The sequence below is a fragment of the Mesorhizobium sp. M0077 genome (genome assembly GCF_040322955.1).
Classification (GTDB): Bacteria; Pseudomonadota; Alphaproteobacteria; order Rhizobiales; family Rhizobiaceae; genus Mesorhizobium.
The window spans coordinates 223,290-241,641 of sequence record NZ_JAMYUL010000012.1 but is presented as its reverse complement, the minus strand read 5'-3'; the positions used below and the strand labels follow the sequence as shown (position 1 = coordinate 241,641).

At 60.7% G+C, this 18,352-nt stretch carries 11 protein-coding genes; 6 read left to right on the top strand and 5 right to left on the bottom strand.

Features of this window, described 5'->3' with window-relative positions; genetic code table 11:
- A partial coding sequence (locus NKJ57_RS22930) for a beta strand repeat-containing protein (protein WP_352512418.1) occupies positions 1-2,763 on the bottom strand: 2,763 nt, incomplete at its 3' end.
- Between the two features lie 323 nt (positions 2,764-3,086).
- Here NKJ57_RS22930 and NKJ57_RS22925 point away from each other — a divergent pair.
- Positions 3,087-4,025 carry a transglutaminase-like cysteine peptidase gene (locus NKJ57_RS22925; RefSeq protein WP_023748597.1) on the top strand — a complete coding sequence of 313 codons (939 nt, stop codon included), beginning with the start codon at positions 3,087-3,089 and terminating at the stop codon, positions 4,023-4,025.
- An 85-nt stretch (positions 4,026-4,110) separates the two neighbouring features.
- On the opposite strand, the gene NKJ57_RS22920 is transcribed toward NKJ57_RS22925, so the two are convergent.
- Genes NKJ57_RS22920 through NKJ57_RS22905 form a run of 4 tightly spaced genes read right to left on the bottom strand, consistent with a single transcriptional unit; the run spans position 4,111 to position 9,693 of the window.
- Positions 4,111-4,752, bottom strand: a complete 642-nt coding sequence (locus NKJ57_RS22920; protein WP_023681069.1) for a ribbon-helix-helix domain-containing protein — start codon at positions 4,750-4,752, stop codon at positions 4,111-4,113.
- The gene (locus tag NKJ57_RS22915; RefSeq protein WP_023744453.1) at positions 4,742-6,031 is read right to left on the bottom strand and encodes an HlyD family type I secretion periplasmic adaptor subunit; all 1,290 of its coding nucleotides are present in this window, start codon (positions 6,029-6,031) and stop codon (positions 4,742-4,744) included. Before NKJ57_RS22915 ends, NKJ57_RS22920 begins: the two co-directional genes overlap by 11 nt.
- Positions 6,032-6,074: 43 nt before the next feature.
- Entirely contained in the window at positions 6,075-8,207 is a 2,133-nt protein-coding gene (locus NKJ57_RS22910) for a type I secretion system permease/ATPase (RefSeq protein ID WP_352512420.1), read from the bottom strand.
- A gap of 37 nt (positions 8,208-8,244) precedes the next feature.
- Complete coding sequence (locus NKJ57_RS22905; protein ID WP_023754495.1) at positions 8,245-9,693, bottom strand: TolC family protein; 1,449 nt, start codon at positions 9,691-9,693, stop codon at positions 8,245-8,247.
- A 1,444-nt stretch (positions 9,694-11,137) separates the two neighbouring features.
- Between NKJ57_RS22905 and NKJ57_RS22900 the strand changes: the two genes are divergently transcribed.
- From NKJ57_RS22900 to NKJ57_RS22880, 5 genes are all read left to right on the top strand, one after another.
- Positions 11,138-11,854, top strand: coding sequence for a pentapeptide repeat-containing protein (locus tag NKJ57_RS22900; RefSeq protein WP_023687777.1), 717 nt, complete (start codon positions 11,138-11,140; stop codon positions 11,852-11,854).
- Between the two features lie 504 nt (positions 11,855-12,358).
- Positions 12,359-13,546, top strand: a complete 1,188-nt coding sequence (locus tag NKJ57_RS22895) for a magnesium transporter (RefSeq protein ID WP_023736095.1) — start codon at positions 12,359-12,361, stop codon at positions 13,544-13,546.
- Positions 13,547-14,078: 532 nt separating this feature from the next.
- Positions 14,079-15,296 carry a tetratricopeptide repeat protein gene (locus NKJ57_RS22890; protein ID WP_352512422.1) on the top strand — a complete coding sequence of 406 codons (1,218 nt, stop codon included), beginning with the start codon at positions 14,079-14,081 and terminating at the stop codon, positions 15,294-15,296.
- An 11-nt stretch (positions 15,297-15,307) separates the two neighbouring features.
- The gene (locus NKJ57_RS22885; protein ID WP_352512424.1) at positions 15,308-16,117 is read left to right on the top strand and encodes a FecR family protein; all 810 of its coding nucleotides are present in this window, start codon (positions 15,308-15,310) and stop codon (positions 16,115-16,117) included.
- A 15-nt stretch (positions 16,118-16,132) separates the two neighbouring features.
- On the top strand, positions 16,133-18,178 hold the full coding sequence (locus NKJ57_RS22880; RefSeq protein ID WP_352512425.1) for a CHASE2 domain-containing protein: 2,046 nt from the start codon (positions 16,133-16,135) through the stop codon (positions 18,176-18,178).
- Positions 18,179-18,352 lie beyond the last annotated feature (174 nt).

The following is an 18,352-nucleotide window of genomic DNA, read 5'->3' as shown; positions in this document are numbered from 1 at the left end:
GTCGGTCGTGTTGCCGTCGAGGGCATCGGTTCCGCCAACCAGCACATTGCCGGTGGCCGGGCCGAACAGGCCGGCCCCGATGCTGTCGATGTCGGCAACCGCGGTCGGCACGTCATCGACGATGTTGACGGACAGCGTGCCTGTGGCGTTCTGGCCGTCCTGGTCGGTGAGCGAGACGGCAAGGTTCTCGAACAGGCTGTTGGTGGAGGCGCCGGTAGCATGGGCCTCGTTGTCGAGCAGCGTGTAGGTATAGCTGACGGTGCCAGTTGCGGGATTGTAGCCGGTCACGTTCAGCGTATTGCCGAGCGCGGTGGTGAAGGAGCTGGCGGTGAACACGCCGTTGGTGATGAAGGCATGGCCGTCGATGGTCAGCGAGGCGATGCCGTCGGGCGAGGAGATGGTGAAGGTGCCGCCCTGGGTGGTGCTTTCCTTCGAGGTGTCGGAGCCGGCCGATTCGCCAACGCCGCGGCTGGCCAGGAGGTCATCCTCGTTGACGGTGACGTCGCCGCCGTTGGCGGCCGGCGTCAGGTCGGTGATCACCGGCGGCGAGTTGCCGATCGAGATGGTCAGCGTGGTGTGCGAGGTGTCGCCGTCGCCGTCCTTGATGGTGTAGGTGAAGACGTCGTCATGGCCACCGGCGGAGCCGGCATCGCGGGTATAGGTGTAGGTGCCGTCGGCGGCCAGCGTCAGCTTGCCGTAGAGACCCTGGATCTGCACGCCGAGTGTTGCGGTATTGTCGAGGGCGGCATTGGTGTCGCCGGCGACGACGCCGACCACGGCAGCGCCGTCGGCGCCCTTGGTATCGGCAACCCCGTCGGTCGTGTTGCCGTCGAGGGCATCGGTTCCGCCAACCAGCACATTGCCGGTGGCCGGGCCGAACAGGCCGGCCCCGATGCTGTCGATGTCGGCAACCGCGATCGGCACGTCATCGGACACCGTCACGTTGACCGTGCCTGTCGCCTGGGTGCCGTCGGTGTCGGTGGCAACCACGCCGAGATGGCCCAGATCGACTAGGTCGTCGGCGTTAATGCCAGGATGGGCATCGTAATTGTTGTTCAGCGTCGCCGTCACCGTTGCCACATTGTTGGCAACCGCCAGATCCAGCGTCACCACAGTCACGGCGCCGTCATTGCCGACGACCTGGGTGTCCGACACCCGGGTCCAGGTCAAGTTGGCGGTGTTCAACCCGCTCAGGTCGGTGCCAAAGGCGATCGAGGCGATCGCATCCGAGCCCGGCGTGAAGGTGATCGAGTTCGAGGCGAAGTCAGCGCCGGCCGGCGTCGAGCCGTCACTCAGGTTCTGGTCGTCAAGCGCCAGCGTGATCGGAGCGCCGGCAACCGGGGCCGCGCCGTCCGTGATTGTGAAGGCGATGTTGGCCATCGACGTGTCGAGATCGCCGTCCGTCACAGTGTAGGTCGCGTTAACAGCTACCGGACCGGAACTGTTATCCACCGAAGCGTCCGGCGTGAACGAGTAGGACCCGTCCGCCTTCACCTGGATGGTGCCCGCGCCGATGTCGATCAACTGCGAGTAACCCGTGCCGGCATCGAAGATCAGCGCCGTGCCGTTGATATGCGTCACCGTCGCGCCGTCGGCGCCGGCGACGAAGTCCAGCGTGCCCGTCAGCGCCGGGGCACCTTCCGCAATCGACTGCGAGGCCTCATCATGCGCCGTCGGCACGTCGTCGACGATCTGAACGGACAGCGTGCCCGGAAGGGACACGTCTCCGTCGGTGTCGGTAACCGTCATCGTCATGTCGTCGAAGATGGAATCTGTCCCCGCGTCGGGGTGAGTCGCGCTATGGACGAGCGTGTAGCTGTAGCTCACCTGGCCTGTGCTGGCGTCGTAGCCGTTGACGGTCAGCGTGTTGCCGAGCGGCGTGATGATGTCGATCGGCGTCGATGCGCTGTTGGCAAGAGCCGCGCCCGAAATCACCTGGCCGGCGATGGTCAGCGAGCCGACACCGTCGGGAGAGGCGATGGTGAAGGTGCCGGTGTTGTGTTCGGAGATGTCGCCGTCAACGCCTGGCGCCGACGCTTCGCCCGAACCTTCCGGCCCAGGGCTTTCCGGCAGGCCCTTTTCATTGACGATGGTGTCGCCGCCCTCGACGGAAGGCGTCAGGTCGATGATCGACGGTGTGGAATCCGGCCGCAGGCTTGGGAACAGCTCGCGATGATCCGGCTGGCCGAACGCCAGGTCTGTCGGAGGCAACAGTGCCGAAAGACCGAACCCGTCGCCGATGCCACCGGGGGGAACCGAGAAGTCTGCGCCGGCGCTTGGGTTCGAACCGCCCGGGCCGGCCGATATGGAACCATCGGCACCGAAGGCGACATCGACGTGGCTCGCTTCAAGAGCGGCCAGCAAGGCCACGCGCGGAACTTCGACATCACCGATGATGAAGGTCGGCACGTTGAGCGCGCCATCCTTGATGAGGATGACTGAACCGTCGGCCTGTTCCAGCAACAGATTGTGGCCGTCGACCTTGATGTTGTCGATGGAGACGTCCGCCGGAAGTTTCACGATGTTGCTGGCGTCGGCCACGTATCCATGCGGCGCGGCTGCCGCCGGCGCTTTCGCCTCCGCGGGTGCTGCCGGCTGAACGGGTGCGCCACTGCCGACATCGACCGGTACCGGCTCGGCAGGCGCCGCCTGAGCGGCCTGCGCTACCTGGATGCCTGCCTGCGATGGCGGGCCGCCATGTTCATGTGAAGAGTGCTCGTCCCAAGAATTCGAGACGGTATCCAAATCGTTACTCGTCGTCATCGCCAAACCCCTCCGGCATTTCCCGGATAGAGACAGTGACGACTTCTGCTTTGCAACTGTCCCGCAATCAATTTCATATATCCCAGTATGCAAGTCTCGGCATTTTTTACGTGTGGTAAACCCGGAAGATATAATCTGATATGCATTGGCCGAGCCGCGCCTCGTTTGATATCCGCCGGCTGAGCTGGATTGGTAAACAGAAGTATAAATTTGAATAAAGTTTTACACAAAGTGGGTATTCCCGATTGAAGGAAACTTATCCACCTTCCTTTCCAGTAATTTGAGACAAGATTGGTACCGTCCACAGTCAAGAGGTGGGCGTTATGAAAAAAGAAAAATCTGCCCTGGGAATAACCGGGCTCAGGCTCATCCTGCTGGCAATGGCGATCACAAGCCTGCCGCAGCCATCATCCGCGAAAGCAATTGCCGTGAATGCCGGCGCTGCCGCTGGAGTTCTGGCGGCGGTCGAAACCCCGTCCAGTCTCGGCGGCGTTTCGCTGGCTCGGCCGCAGCCATGGCAGCCGGTTTCAGCCTACCGGATCGGCATGATTTTCAGCAGCTCTGTTGCCGTTGATGAAAAGCGTGGTTCTTCGATCGCGCCGCCTGCCGCCGGGATCGACCTGATCCAGACGGCGGCGATCATTCCCGGCGTGTTCGGTTCTGTTGCCCTGTCGATGCGCAATTTCCCGGTTTCGGCGCGCTGGGCGCCGGTCTACAAGGCAATTGTCGACTGTACCGCGAGCAGCGCGTGCGAACGCAAGAACAGCGCCTTTGCCGAGATAGTCAAGGCAGCCGGGAACAAGCGCTTCATCGACAAGTTGTCCTTCGTCAACTCAAGTATAAATCGCGCCATCGCCTACAAGAAGGACAGCGTGGTTTACGGCAAGCTCGACTACTGGGCCAAGCCCCGGGAAATCCTTGAGCGGCGGGCAGGGGACTGCGAGGATTTCGCCATCCTCAAGATGGCCGCGCTGCTGCATGCAGGCATCCCGGCGCAGAGCATGTCGCTGGTCGTCTTGCAGGATCGCAAGCGCGGTTTCTTTCATGCCGTGCTGTCGGTCAGCACCGGCAGCGGCGTCTTCATTCTCGACAGTTTGAGCAATGTAGTTTCCCGCGACACAGACCTGCCGACCTACGTGCCGCTGTATTCGTTCAGCACCGATCGCGCGTGGATCCATGGCGCGAAGACCGGTTCTGCTCAAATAGCCGATATCAAGGGCGGCCTTTCGACGGTCGCGCCTGGTGAAGGTGTGCAGCCGTAAGCTCCCATCAGAGAGTCTTGAGCGCTCTATCTCTTGTTTGACGCAATTTTCCACGGAAACCGCTCACACTTTTCCCGGAATTGCTCTAGCCGCCGAAGACGAACGCCATCAGCAGTTCCGGCTCGACCACCGGCGCCCGCACCGCGCTCAGTTGACCGCGGTAGCGGCGGTCGCCGGCGCCTATGACGAAACCGGTCGCGACCGGCGTCTCGCCATTGGCGTCGAGCCTAGCGAATATGTCGGCGACATTGAGGTCCAGCGCCAGCTTGAGATCCTGGCGCGCGTCCTCGTTCGGCGCCACCGGCAATTGCCGCCGCACCAGTTGCTGGAACGGCGCATTGAAGGTCAGGATCTTCTTCGACGATGCCAGGGCAAAGGCCGGCGAGGGACATGCGACGAGAATGGCGCTGATGGTCTTGATCGACGCGAGCCTCTGCAAGGTGAGGTTTTGGTCGGCCAATCCACGCATGCAGGCTACGCGAATTGCCGATGTCAGGTTTCCGGCGTTGGCGTGGCTCTCTGCAATTTCCTCGATCAGTGTGCCGATCGTGCATTTGCGGCTTTCCGCCATCTGCTTCAGCGATGTCCAGAACGCCCGTTCCAGACGAATGCCGCGGCGCATGCCGCCACGCGCCACAACCCGGAACTCCAGTCCGAAATCCTCTGCCGCCAGCGGTGGCAGCAGCCGGTCGCGATCGGCAGGAAGGGAGACCGCGCTATCGCTCACTCATTGCCTCCTCTCGCGCCTTGTTGATCGGCTTCATAAGGTAGGTGAGAATCGTTTTGCGTCCGGTCTTGATGTCGACCGAACAGATCATGCCGGGGATGATCGAATAGGTCTTGCCGTCGCGTGTCAGGGTCGATTTGTCGGTGGCGACACGGACCTGATAATAGGGTTCGCCGGTCTTCTGGTCGACCAGGCTGTCGGCAGTGATGTTCGAGACCTTGCCTTCGATGCCGCCGAAGATCGAGAAGTCATAGGCGGTCACCTTGATCAGGGCATCCTGGCCCGGCCGGATGAAGGCGACGTCCCGCGGTGAGACCCGGGCTTCGACCAGCAGGGTCTCGGACGTCGGCACGATACCCGCGACGACCGCGCCGGGCTGGACGAAGGCGCCGACCGTATTGATGTCAAGCGTGTTGACGATACCATCGACAGGCGAACGGATATCGGTACGCGCCACCTTGTCGGTGGCACCGCGTATCGTCTCGTCCACCACCGAGAGATCGGCCAGCGCCTGCGTCAGATCGCTGAGCGCTTCCTGTTGCAGCTGGAGGCCAAGTTCGTCGACCTGAAGCTTGGCTTCCGTGATGGCAGACCTGGCTTTCTTGATGGTCTCTCCGGCAAGCGTCAGCTGACCATTGAGCTCGGTCTGCTCGCGCTCGACGCGGAGCTGCTCGGTTCGCGCCATCAGGCCCTTCTTGACCATCGCTTCGACCAGCTTCGCCTCCTGGTCGCTGACGGCCAGGTTCTTGGTGAGGCGATCGGCATTGGCGTTGGCTTCGTCGAGTTCCTTCTCACGCTGATCGAGGCGCGACTTGAGAACCGACAGTTTGACTTCGAAGTTGTCGCGCCGCGCGATTAGCAGCTTCTGCTCGTTGTCGCAGATTTCCGGCGCCACCTTCTGGATCTCGGGCGGGCAGGGAAACGCGCCCTCTAGACTTCCGGTCTGTTCGAATTTGAGCCGTGCAATGCGCGTCTGCAATGCCCGCGCCTTGGCCTGCTGCTCGCCAAGGCTGGAAGTGTTGAAGGTGTTGTCGAGACGAATGATGAGGTCATTCTTCTTGACGACCTGACCGATCGTCACGGCGATTTCCTGAACCACGCCCGGCTCGCTGGCCTGGATGATCTGGGTCTTCGACGCCGGTATGATCTTGCCGTCGCCGCGTGCGATTTCATCGACCTCGGCGAAGGATGCCCAGGCTACCGAACTCGCAAAAAGCGCTCCGATAATGAATATCGAAGCCGACGCAAAAAGCGGCGGACGGTCTTCCCTGGCTAGCATTTACCACGTCCCAACGTGCTGTGTTCACGCATAATTCTGTTCGTCAGGCGCTTGTTTTCTGCAGCGCTTGTATCACCTGGTCTTTCGGTCCATCGGCAACGATCTTGCCCTGCTCGATGACGATCAGGCGGTCGGCCAGCTCGAGCATGCTGAAGCGGTGCGTCGATACGATCAGGGTCGTGTTGCGATCGAAAGCCACTTTGAGCTGCTTGATCAGCTGGCGCTCGGAAGCCAGATCCATCGAGCCGGACGGCTCGTCCAGGAACACGATTTTCGGTTTGGTCAGCAACAGGCGGGCAATTGCCATTGTCTGCCTCTGACCGCCCGAGAGATTGGTGCCGCGCTCGCCGACATTCATGTCGTAGCCTCGCGGATGGCGGGAGACGAAGTCGTCGACGCCGGCAGCCTTGGCCGCCTCGACGATCTGCTCATCGGTCGCCTCCGGGCACGCCATCAGGAGATTTTCCTTGATGGTGCCGGAAAACAGATCGTTGGCTTGCGCGACGATCCCGACCGCGGCGCGAACCTCAGATGGGTGGTATTGGCGGATGTCGATCCCGTCCAGCAGCAGCTCGCCGGAGGTCGGCAGGAAAAGCCTGCCGATCAGCCTCCCCATGGTCGTCTTTCCCGAGCCTATGCGGCCGATGATGCCAATCCGCTCACCGGGCTTCACCGAGAAATTCAGGCCGGTCAGCACTTCGTTTTCGGAACCCGGGTAGACAAAGCCGACGTTCCTGAATGCCATTGCACCGTTGCGAATGGGGCGGTTGACGAAACCAACCGTGTCCGGCCGATCCTCAGGCTGCGCCATGATCGAATTCACCATTCGCAGGGACAGCATCGCCTGGCGAAGTCTGGACAAGGTGATCGCAATCTGCCCAAGCGGGGCCACCGCCCGGCCCGCCAGCATGACGGAGCCGATGATGGCGCCGGTCGAGACATGCCCTTCCGAAAAGGCATAGGCGCCGGCCACGATCAAAGCGACGGTGACCATCTGCTGGATGGCTTGCGTTATGTTGCCGGCGGCAGCCGAAAGCTGTTTGATCTTCTCGGACGTGTTGGATGCGTTCTTGGAATGCTCCGCCCATTTTCGCAGAAGGTACGCCTCTGCCCGCAGCGATTTGATCGTTTCCAGCGTGGAGATGGATTCCACCAGCAGGGCCTGGCGCTGCGAAGCCTCGTTCATGGAAGCGGCAACGCGTTTGCCGATGCGCCGTTGCGTGATCAGCCCGACGATCACCGAGGCGACAAAGGCAATGGCCGGTATGACGACCAGCCAACCGCCTATCGCATAGATGACAAGAAGAAAGACGAAGACGAAGGCTGTGTCGATGAAGACGCTGATGGTGTTCGACGTGAAAAACTCGCGCACGAACTCGTACTGGGTCACCCGATTTGCATATTCGCCGGTTGAGCCGGGCCTTGCCGACAAGGACGAGTTCAGCACCTTCTCGAAAAGCATATAGGAGATGCGAAGATCGGCCTTGCGCCCGGCATAGTCGATCAGTGACGCTCTGGCGGTCTTCAAGAGCAGGTCGAACAGAATGACCGCGCCGATCCCGATCGACAGCACCCAGAGCGTCGATATCGCCTTGTTCGGCAAGATCCTGTCGTAGACGTTCATGGTGAAGATCGGTGAGGCAAGAGCCAGCAGATTGATGAATACCGCCGACAGGATGACCTTCGAATAGGTGCGCCAGAACGGCCCCATCGTGCCGGTCAGCCAATGTCGCCGCTCGATCTTGGCCGCCGAACCGACGCTCATCGCCTCTACTGCGTTGGCATAGGTTATCGAGAAGGAAACGCCGCCACTTATATAACTTCCGGAAAACTCGGATTTGCTAATTGTGGTGCGCCCGTCTTCCTGGGGAGCGGTCGTAAATCCACCGTCCTCGGTCTGGGCAAGCAGCGCAACCGGCAACTGGCTGACGCGAAACAGAATGGCGGGAAGGTCGATGCGTCCGCGAAGAAAGTCGCGATGGCTGAATTCCGTGATTTCAAGACCGATGCGTTCGGCAAGATGCCGGATGGCGTCGATATCGATGCGGGTGTCTGACAGCGGCACGCCGGCAAACAGCACGGTCTCGGAACTCGGCCTGCCGAGGTACCCGGCAACAGCGGAGAAGCAGGCCTTGAACGCCTCTTTTGGGGAGAGGATTTTGGGTTGTGGGTTCACGATCAGCCCGCAGGACTATCGTTCGTCCTTGACCTTCCTACTTCTTTCTTACCGGTGCGAGGATGTCGAAAGGCAGATCGTTCGTCTGCTCCGACGGCGTGCGCGCATACGTTTCGGTGTCGGCCGTTTCAGGCGCATTGAACTCGGCCTTGGCATAGGCGGTGGCCTGTTTTGCCGGCTGAAGATTCATGGTCTTCAGCAACTGCCCGGTTGCCGCCAGCAGCCGGTACTGCGCGAAAAGCGACGCGTAGGATGCGGTGTCGGCAAGCGTAGCTGTGTTGAACCGCGTGTTCTGCGCGTCGAGCACGTCGAGCAGCGAGCGCTGTCCGACCTTGAACTGCTCGCGATAGGACGCCACCAGCCTTTCGTTGGCGGCAGCCTGAAGCTTCAATGTCTTTGCCAGATCGGCCTGCCGGAAGCGGCGATCCCATGACGTACGGACGGCTTCCTCGATCTCGCGCAGAACCTGGTGCAGCACAAGGCGCTGCTCGCTGGTGCGGCGGACCTGCTCTTGCTCGTTGGCTTTGTCGATGCCGCCGCGATAGAGGTTCCAGCGCAGCACCAGCCGCGCCTGCAGGTCGCTAGCGTCGCCATCGTCGCCGTCGATGTCATAGCCGCCGCGGGCGCGGCCTTCGGCGATGACGGAGGGCCCGAATTTCGCCCGCGCCGCATCCACCAGGGAGGCGGCGGCGTCGATATCGCTGTTGGCCATGTGGACGCGCGGATTGTTCTGTCGCGCCAGCCCTAGCGCGTCGTCGAGCGACCTTGGCAGCGCGCTCGAGACATCGCCTGGCCTTGACGCGTTGGTCAGCGGCTTACCGACCGTCTTGAAGAACCGTATCTTGGAAGCCTCCAGTTCTTCGGTCGCCTCCTGCATACGTGCCTTGGCAGCGAACAGCCGCTCCTCGGCCTGCTGGCGATCAGCCTCGTTCAACGCGCCGCCTGCAATACCTTGCCGGATGTCGCCGAGGATTGCCTGGTGAAAGCCCAGATTCTTCTTCGCTTCCGAAACGATCGAAGCCTGCAGCATGTATTCGAGATAGTCCTGGACGACAGACAGTCCAATGAATTCAGACCGTTCCAGCACCCGGAACGATGCGCCGTCGACCCGCGACGCCTGACGGTTCAGTTCCGCCCGCCTTGCGCCGCTGTCATAAAGCGTCTGCGTGACAACGACATCGGCTTCCGCCGGATAGAGCGCGTCATCCTCTATGGACAGCGAACGCCGGGAGGAATTGTCGAGACGACGAACCCCCGCCGACGCCTCGACATCGACGCTGGGAAGATAAAGTCCCTTCGCTTGGCGTAGCTCGAATTCGATTGCTTCGCGGTTTTCGATCGCTTGGCCAATTTCGGGGTTGGACTCCACCGCAACCGCCATCGCCTCCTGGAGAGTGAGCGCGTGAGCATTCCCACAACTCAATATGGCGACCGTCGTCAGCAGGCCGAGGCGCTTGCCTATCGCCGACATAGTTGTCGTATTCATTTCACCCCACCCCAACGTTCCCCTGCGCCATTATTGCCAGGCGTTACAACTCAACCGTGATTGTTCACAAATTTGCAAAATATGGGAGCACTTATTGATTTAGTGACCGCTAAAACGCTAAATTCAAGCAAAATTCTATAGAATGTCGCAAAAATGGCACATAAAATACCCACTGCGGTTTTTGAGTAACAGCCGTCCGAGTTTGAACAGGCAAGCGAAACCGCTCCGGGAAGGAGGACCGCAAGGCCACCTTACGACCTATTTGCTCCTGATAGCTTGACTATTTCTGGGTGTATTTTTCAGCGAGGTGACCGACAACATCTTGGTTGGCGGCTACAATCGGCAGGACAATCTTAGCCCGCTTGCCAGAGCCTGGAACCGACACCCCGGTCTTTCTTCGACCTGAAGCGTGGGCATAAATCCCTGAGCCGGCGAATAAAGGCCGACAACTGCTTCACTGGCCAGCGTGCCAGCATAGGGCTCATATGACGGCCGATCAACGACTCGGTCAACCGAAGAGGTGACGGTACTTTTTGAGGCGGTTCTGTAGGCCATCGAATGCCGCAAGGTCCAAAAATCGCTCCATTGAACCCGATAGCTGGTGAAACCTCAAAATAGTTCTTGCGGCGATTTTCCGTTAAAATCAAAAGCGCAATTTTTTTGACGGTTAGTGTCCGCCTTTTCGCAGCTCAGAAAAAAATCTGACTGGAATTGAGTCATACGCTGTTTAAACAATGCGGAACGAAGTGGTCGGTTGCGCCACCACTTTGCGGGACGACATACGAGAGTTGCAGGACGAGCGCGGTCAAACATCGAGGGCCGCCGGCTCGTTAGATACCACTACTCGTTCCTCCGCGCCATTCCAACAGGCTGAACTTCGAGGCAAGTGAGCCGGTCCTGGTCCGGCGCCTCGACTCGTAAATCCATTCCACCGATCACAACTGCCTGCAAGCTGCCGCTTGTTTGTTACTTCCCAAGTCTCATCGGCCACATCGAGGCGCTAGACCGTCAGCTGGTCGCGCGCTGTTGCCACAGCTGCCGATCTGCAACCGTCCCCATTTCCGCCGTTCTGGACCCTGTCTCCCAACGTTTGCAAAACGAGGTCAGCTATGGTCGGCAGTTTGGGGTCGCGGGAGCATACGGGATGATACGGGACCTTTCAGATTTTGGCCCACCAAAATCCAGCAAAATCAACAATTTCCGTTCGCCCTCCGGGCCCACCAATAACTCACGGCTTACGCCGAACTCTTTGTTTTGTGATCGCATCCGCGAAAAAGCACTCTACCGTCAAAGCTTTTCCCCACCTCTCGATAATTTCGCAAGCTGCCGCTGGCTATCGGCGGATCGTTGATGCGCAACTGTGACGGCGGTCGTTACCGTGGCTCGAGTGTCAGCAGATGTGGTAAGGCTGATTGTCGACGAGTAGCAGAGGGGTCCAGCAACAATGACTTTGAGACGAACCAGAGCTTACGGCGGATCCGGCTTGGTTCTGGCGGTTTGCACTGTATTGGCTTGGCAAAACGCCACCGCCGCTCAGGATTGCTACGCAGCCGCGACGCCTGGCGTCAATTGGCAGGAGTGTGACAAAAAGCTTCTCATCCTGGAAGGACAGGACCTGAGCGGGGCAAACCTGTTCGGTGTTGATTTCACTTCGACCGACCTCAGGAACAGCAATCTCCTTGCGGCAAATTTTGAGAAGGCAACGCTTGTGCGCGCTTCCCTGGCCGGCTCGACCGCCAAAGGCGCCCGGTTCGACAAAATCGAGGCGTACAGGACCGACTTCAGCCAGATGGACGCGCAGGGCGCTGTGTTTACGGGCGCGGAAGTGCAGCGCTCGAATTTCCAGAACGCCAATCTGGTCAATGTTGATTTCACAAAGGCGGAATTGGGGCGTGCACAGTTCCATGACGCCGATATCAGCGGCAGCCACTTTTCGTTTGCCAATCTCGCGCGGGCGGATTTCCGAGGAGCGAAGTTCACCGCACCGATAGACTTTGACGGCGCTTTTTTCTTTCTGACCCGTATCGAGGGCCTCGATCTATCCAATTCGGCGGGTCTGTCCCAGTGGCAGCTCAACATGGCTTGTGGAGACGCCCGGACCGAGTTGCCTTCTGGCATGACGAGGCCAGAAGATTGGCCCTGTCAATTCCAGCAGGAATAGCCCGCCCGTCCGCTTCCCGCCCAAAGGCTGCCGGGCGGCAAAGCGCCTCAATTCAGTCCTCGGCCGCGGGTCAAAGCACGACACTGCGGGACATTTCCGGCAATCTCATTTACCGGCGAACGACAACGACCAAATGGAGGACGGATGCCCAAGGTCAAAGGTGATACCGCTCTGGACAAGGAGCGCGCCAAAACAGAGAAGCTCCTCAAAAAGGTTGGATACACAGCCTTGAAGGAGGCCGGTGTGGTATCCAAGCGACCCGACCTCCCAAATCTAAAGATTGAAAAGCGAGGGAAGTAGCGCGGACACTCCCATGCTGACCTGACCGAAGGCACGCCCAAAATGTAGACGTCTGCTTTGCCTTCTCAAGCTAGGAGTGTGCAGGCGGCGCTTGCGACAACCACAAGGCGGACTGCTGGGGCCGGAAGAAGCTGTCGTATTTCCGCCCCGGTGCGATCCGATACTTCACAACTTTTTCACTTTCCAATTGGGGGGCCATAGCAAATGAACGAAGAGACCGGCGTTCAGAAGTTGGTGCGCACGCTGCGTGCTCGAGCACCTGATGACGCAGCTGAATTGCTCGCTAGAGAGTCTCCCGAGTTCATCCGCGACACACTAAAGCTGTTGCCGGACGGGCACGCCCGTAAGGTGGCCGAGCATTTGCCACTGCATATGCGGCCCATCAGCTCTCATGACGGTGAGATGGGTTTCGCGATCCCCGAGTCGCTCGTCGACGTGATGGACCCGATCCCCGCCAGCGTTCCTGTCGGGACGACGGTTGCTGCCGCGGTGGAAGCTGTCAGAGGCGCCCAGGTGCCGACCGAGCTCACTTATCTCTACGTCACGGACGAGGGCAATAGACTGGTTGGCCTAGCGGTCCTGCGCGATCTGATGCTGAGCGAACCCGACGCGATTGTCGATCACATCATGCTGCCCAGGCCGTTCGCTCTTGATGTCGGTCTCTCTTTGAGTAACGCATGCAAGGCGGCGGTACGGCGTCACTATCCTGTCTATCCGGTGGTGGATGCGGAGAACCGGCTGCTCGGGCAGGTTCGCGGCTGGCGATTGTTCGAGCAGCAAATCATCGAGATTTCCGCCCAGTCTGGCCAGATGGTAGGCCTCCAGAAGGAGGAGCGCTCTTTTACGCCGCTGTTTTCAGCCTTCCTGAAGCGTCATCCGTGGCTGCAGTTGAATCTCCTGACGGCCTTCATGGCCGCATTCGTGGTCAGTTCGTTCACAGGCACGATCGAGAAGATCGTCGCTCTGGCGGCGTTTCTCCCGGTCTTGGCCGGGCAGAGCGGAAACACCGGCTGCCAGGCACTGGCTATGACGCTGCGTGGCCTTGCCCTGGGGGATGTGGACAAACGACCGAAGCTGCACTTGGTGATGAGAGAGGGCGCGCTCGCGGCCGCCAACGGCGTGCTCGTCGGCGTTGTTGCGGCTGCGGCGATGTGGTTCTATGCCTCGAGGCAACCGGCGTCGGCGGCGCAGGCGCCGATGCTGGCACTTGTGATCCTGCTTGCCATGTCCGGATCGTGCCTCATGTCCGGCATCTCCGGCGTGCTGATCCCGTTGGGCCTGCGCCGGGTAGGCGCCGATCCGGCGGTCGCCTCGGCGATCTTCCTCACCACCGTGACCGATATTGTAGGCATGGGCCTGATGCTGGGGCTGGCCACCATGCTCGTGCTGTAGCAAGCTGCGTGCGGTGACGCGTCCCTGGGCGTTGAGGCAATGAGCTGACCTCGCGTTCAAAGAAATTGCAAGACCCGGGCCGAATCGCACACGCCTCGTGAGAAGCACCTCCGGCAGCTCTCCGTCCCTTGCGAAACGCGACGGAAGGCCTTTGGAGAAGCCGTGGGTGACCTTGAAGCCTGGTGACCAGATACGCAGGATCGCCCATCCAATATTAATCTTGTCGGCTGTGCGATCCACTACTGATGAGATTTGATTTTGTTAAGCCTTGGGCCAAATACTTCAATCACGTGCAGCAATGTTGAGAAGAGTTTTTGACAATCAGCGCAGCCGAAATAGGAATAAACCCGATATCTTGTTGCGCAGCTGCAACAGCTGCTGAGGACTCGCATAAGTCCGGCGACCGTTCAGTCGCCTTTTTCTTGCAGTCGTGCTAAATCCCTCGCACTAGTCGGGTTTGGGGTGGGTTCTCGGCATGCAATCTTCGTTTCGAACGATCTTCGGCGTCGCCGCAGCGCTGCTTTGTGCCGGCGTGTTGCCGGCCGGCGCACAAGGTCTTTTTGGGGCCTATGACGATGCGTTTGCGGCCCGCATCGCCAGTCCGGCCGACAATGGAACGCTCGCCCAATTCGTCACGGTTGCGGTCAACGCTGGGCAATACGATCAGGCGATCTCCTCGATCGAGCAGTATCTGATCCAGTACCCCCGCGATGCGCGCGCCCGGCTTGCGGCCAGCCGGTTGTATTACCATGTCGGGTCCTATGAATTGGCCCGGCGGCAGGTGCAGTACGGCATCGAAGTCGGGGGTCTGACCGCAAGTGAGCAACAGGAAGCTGTTCGCCTGCTCGCCCGCATCGAGCGCGCGTTGCGTGGCGTCACCTGGGAACTCGCCCTGACCGGCGGCGTATTCAGCGCATTCACCGATTTTGAGCCAGGCGGGGCGCAGGACGACGACAGCTTCGTCTCGCCTTACGGGCAGGCGGAAGGTTTTGTGCGGTGGGACCTCGGCACGCCAAGTGCCGACGCGCTCGTTCTTTCGGGGTCGTTGACCGCGACTGAGCGTCTTTTCACGGAAGACCTGTCGGTTCCGGGTGGCGAGAAGACTTTTATCCACGGCAACGCAGCGATAACCTGGGACAAGGGGCTGCCCAACAGCGGGATCGATTCGCTGCGCCTGCTGCTTTCCGCGTTCACCGTTACGGATCGTTTCGACAGCGACATTTACGAAACTGGTATCGGCCTCAGTGGACGTTTCGTCGTTCGCCCGACGGTCGAGACGACGCTCTTCGCCGGTGGCGGCTACATCGATCTAAGCGCCTCGCAAGGCATTTTCGCGGATAGCAGGGTCTTCTATGAGGCAGGCGGCAGCTACCGCTTCCGCAATGGCCAGGCGCTCGGCTTGCGCTTTGTCGGCTCGAATGAATTCGCTTCCGGATCGGGCGAAATCAGCCGCAGCTATACGGGCGAGGTCCGCTATGGCGGCCTGTTGATGAACGTACCGGATCTTTTCGCATGGTCGCACCAGATCGCCTTATCGGCCGGCCACAGCGACACTCCCGATCTGTCCGCCGGCATCGGCACAAATATCAAGAGCGACTTCTGGCGCATTGCCTCGGAAAGCGATTTTCAGCTGACGGAAGCGCAGAAGATCAGCGTCGATCTCGCCTACCGCAAAACCAACTTCGCCCTCGCCAACCGCGACCGAAAATCGTTCGAAATGCTCATGAGCTATACGTTGACGCTCAATTGAAAGAGGCCGCGATGAGGTATCATCAGATCGTCATTTTTATCTCCTGCCTCGCCTTCGCGGCACCATCCGCTGCTGAGACGGTCGGGTCGATGACGGCCTATCAGACCATCATCGTCCGCAATAACGGCGGGACGATGAACGTTGGCGCGGGCGTCGAACTCGGCGACCAGTTGCGCAGCAATCCCACCGGTCTCGGAATGCTGGTGTTCCGGGATGAATCGAGCGCCAAAATTGGTCCAAACACCAGCCTGACGATCGATGAGTTCGTCTACAATCCGGGCTCCGGGTCGGGAAAGATCGACATCGGGATGAACAGCGGCCTGGCACGTTTTTATGGCGGCCAGGTTTCGAAAGGGGGCGTCATGCAGGTTGCGACGCCGCACATGGTGCTCGGAGCGAGAGGCGGCATCATCGAAGTGCTGGTGGCAGCCGGCCAGACCGTCGGCATATTGCGCGCCGGCCGCATGACCTGCACGATCAATGGCAAACGGCTGGTCATCACGAACCCGGGCTACGCCTGCACGTCGGACGATGGCAAGCTTCTGGCCGGCTACGGCGGCATCGACGCCTTCCCGATCTTGGACAGTATCGACCGGATAGCGGGAACCGGCCTGCCGGGCGCACCGGGTCCTGGGTTGGACGTAAGCGCAATTTGTGCGTCGGCTCTAGGCTCCTCGCTCAAAGTCTGCGGGTCCAGGGACGGCGCACTGCCAGGAGTGGTCATGGAATTCCCTGACAGCCCAACGCCACCTGCGGGCAGCGGGGGGCGGCGGGGCGAGTGTGAGGGTGAGGGTTGCTGCTACTACTACAACTGCGATTAGGCCTGGCTGCACGAGATGAGCCACTCGGTCGGTAGGCGCTGGGCTGATTGGCGGCAAGCCGGCAGGCGCAAAATATCCGGCCTTGTGGTCGTGCTCCTGCTGCTCGCCTGCCATTTGGCTTTTGACGGGCCGTTGTCGCGCCTGCGTGAGCGGACGTACGACTTCTATCAGTTTCTCGCCCCACGCCAGGCGACGAGCAATCCTGTCGTGATCGTCTCGATAGACGACGCCAGCCTCAAGGCACATGGGCGATGGCCCTGGAACCGTGGCCTCTTGGCCGATCTGGTCGATGGCATCACGCAATCCGGCGCGGCGGTGGTCGGGCTTGCGCTGGTACTCCCCGAGGCTGACACCTCGCCTGAGGGCATCGCCGGAGACAAGCGCCTGGCAGCGGCGCTGTCCAAAAATCGAACGGCGCTTGCCGTCAGCCTGGGCAATGAAGCGACGGTTTCAGAAGCAGAACCCAAAGCCGGCTGGTCGATCGTCGGGCAAGTACCCGATACACTTCCCGGCTTCACCGGTCTTACCGGCTCGCTTGCCGAATTCTCGAACGCCGCCGCAGGCCTCGGCGTGATTCGCACCTTGCCCGATCCCGACGGCGTACTGCGCCATGTGCCGCTGCTCTGGCTTCGCAACACCCCTCAACGCGCGCAGCTGTGGCCGTCTTTCGCACTCGAGCTCCTGCGCCTTTACGCTGGACAGGACGGTTACACAGCCCGGATGAATGCAGCCGGGTTCGACGCACTCAGGATGGCAGGCGCCATTGTGCCGCTCGAGCCGGAGGGGAGCATCCGCCTCTGGGAAACCGCCACGGACACGCCTCGCCTGTCTGCCAGCACTATCCTTTCGGGCCATGGCGATCCGCAGCTGCGAGACGCCATCGCCATTGTCGACCTGTCGGCTGTGGGCCTGACGCAGTACCTGCCCACGCCGACGAGTCCAGCGCGACCAGGAGCGGAGATCCACGCCGATGCGATCGGCCAGATGCTTGCCGGGCGCTTCCTGGCAGAGCCAGCGCACGCGCGTATGCTCGAGCGGCTCTGGTTTCTCCTCAGTGCCGTCGTTTTCATCGGGCTTTCCGGAGTGCTCGCCGGGCGTGTCGTGCTTGGCGCCGTCTCCCTGGCGCTGCTGGCCGTCACGCCGTTCGTGTTCGGCGCTCTCGAGTACAGCCTGCAGGGTGCACTCTATGACCCGCTGCAGCCGGCGCTTGCAACCATCATGGTTGCGGGCTTCGAAGGCTATGTCCTCTACAGGCGCAGCGAGCAGCGCCGGTCCACCCTGACGCGACAGTTCTCCCAATATCTGTCGCCCTCCGTGGTGCAGCGCCTCGCAAGCTCGGACACCGAGGCAATCCTGTCCGGCGAGAAGCGCGAGATCACAATTTTGATCAGCGACATACGTGGCTTCACGACCATGAGCGAACAGCTCGACACCCAAGAGATCGCCAAGGTGGTCAACCATTTCCTCGGCATTGCGACCGATGAGATACTCAAGCGCGACGGCACCATCGACAAATTCATGGGCGATGCGGTGCTGGCCTTCTGGAACGCACCGCTTGATCAACCCGATCATCGTGAGCGTGCGCTCGACGCGGGCCTTGCCTTGATCGAGCGGGTAAAGCGCGAAGACGCCGCCTTCACCGCGGACGGCCATCGCTCCATCGAAATCGGCGTCGCCATTGAGACCGGCATCTGCTCGGTAGGCAATTTCGGCTCCGAACGGCGCTTCGATTACACCGCGATCGGTTCCCCGGTGAACCGCGCGGCACGGCTCGAATCGACGACCAAGAAGCTGGGCATCCCCCTGGTGCTTGGACCCGGCTTTGCGGCAGGAGCATCGATGCCGGTCGTCCAGGCGGGCGCCTTTGAGCTCCAGGGTTTCAAGGGCGAGGTGCCGGTTTTCACCGTTGCGGAGATGCAAGCTGCTCAACAAGGTATGAGCCGCGAAGTAGAGAGCCAACGTGGTGAGCAATCTGGCGCCCCCGCCATGGTGGTTGGTTCGCCGCCATCCGTGCAAATGGCGCCGCTTGATGTTGCACCCCGAACCCGAAGCACGCGCTGATCGGCCAACGGGTCGCAGGATGCGATTGTCACCGGCACAGACGACCTTGCGTGGCGGCTCGAACGGGAGCCAAGCAACACCTCGCGTGGAGGAACCAGTGGTCTTCCGAAGAGCCACAGAGCAGGCCAATATGTTTGGCCGAGAAAGTCAACGCGCGCCGAAAGGGCGAATGGC

Bases quoted from the DNA above. Each gene is read 5' to 3' on its own strand.
- NKJ57_RS22925 (WP_023748597.1), top strand. From the start codon at position 3,087: ATGAAAAAAGAAAAATCTGCCCTGGGAATAACCGGGCTCAGGCTCATC.
- NKJ57_RS22915 (WP_023744453.1), bottom strand. From the start codon at position 6,031: ATGCTAGCCAGGGAAGACCGTCCGCCGCTTTTTGCGTCGGCTTCGATA.
- NKJ57_RS22905 (WP_023754495.1), bottom strand. From the start codon at position 9,693: ATGAATACGACAACTATGTCGGCGATAGGCAAGCGCCTCGGCCTGCTG.
- NKJ57_RS22900 (WP_023687777.1), top strand. From the start codon at position 11,138: ATGACTTTGAGACGAACCAGAGCTTACGGCGGATCCGGCTTGGTTCTG.
- NKJ57_RS22895 (WP_023736095.1), top strand. From the start codon at position 12,359: ATGAACGAAGAGACCGGCGTTCAGAAGTTGGTGCGCACGCTGCGTGCT.
- NKJ57_RS22885 (WP_352512424.1), top strand. From the start codon at position 15,308: ATGAGGTATCATCAGATCGTCATTTTTATCTCCTGCCTCGCCTTCGCG.
- NKJ57_RS22880 (WP_352512425.1), top strand. From the start codon at position 16,133: ATGAGCCACTCGGTCGGTAGGCGCTGGGCTGATTGGCGGCAAGCCGGC.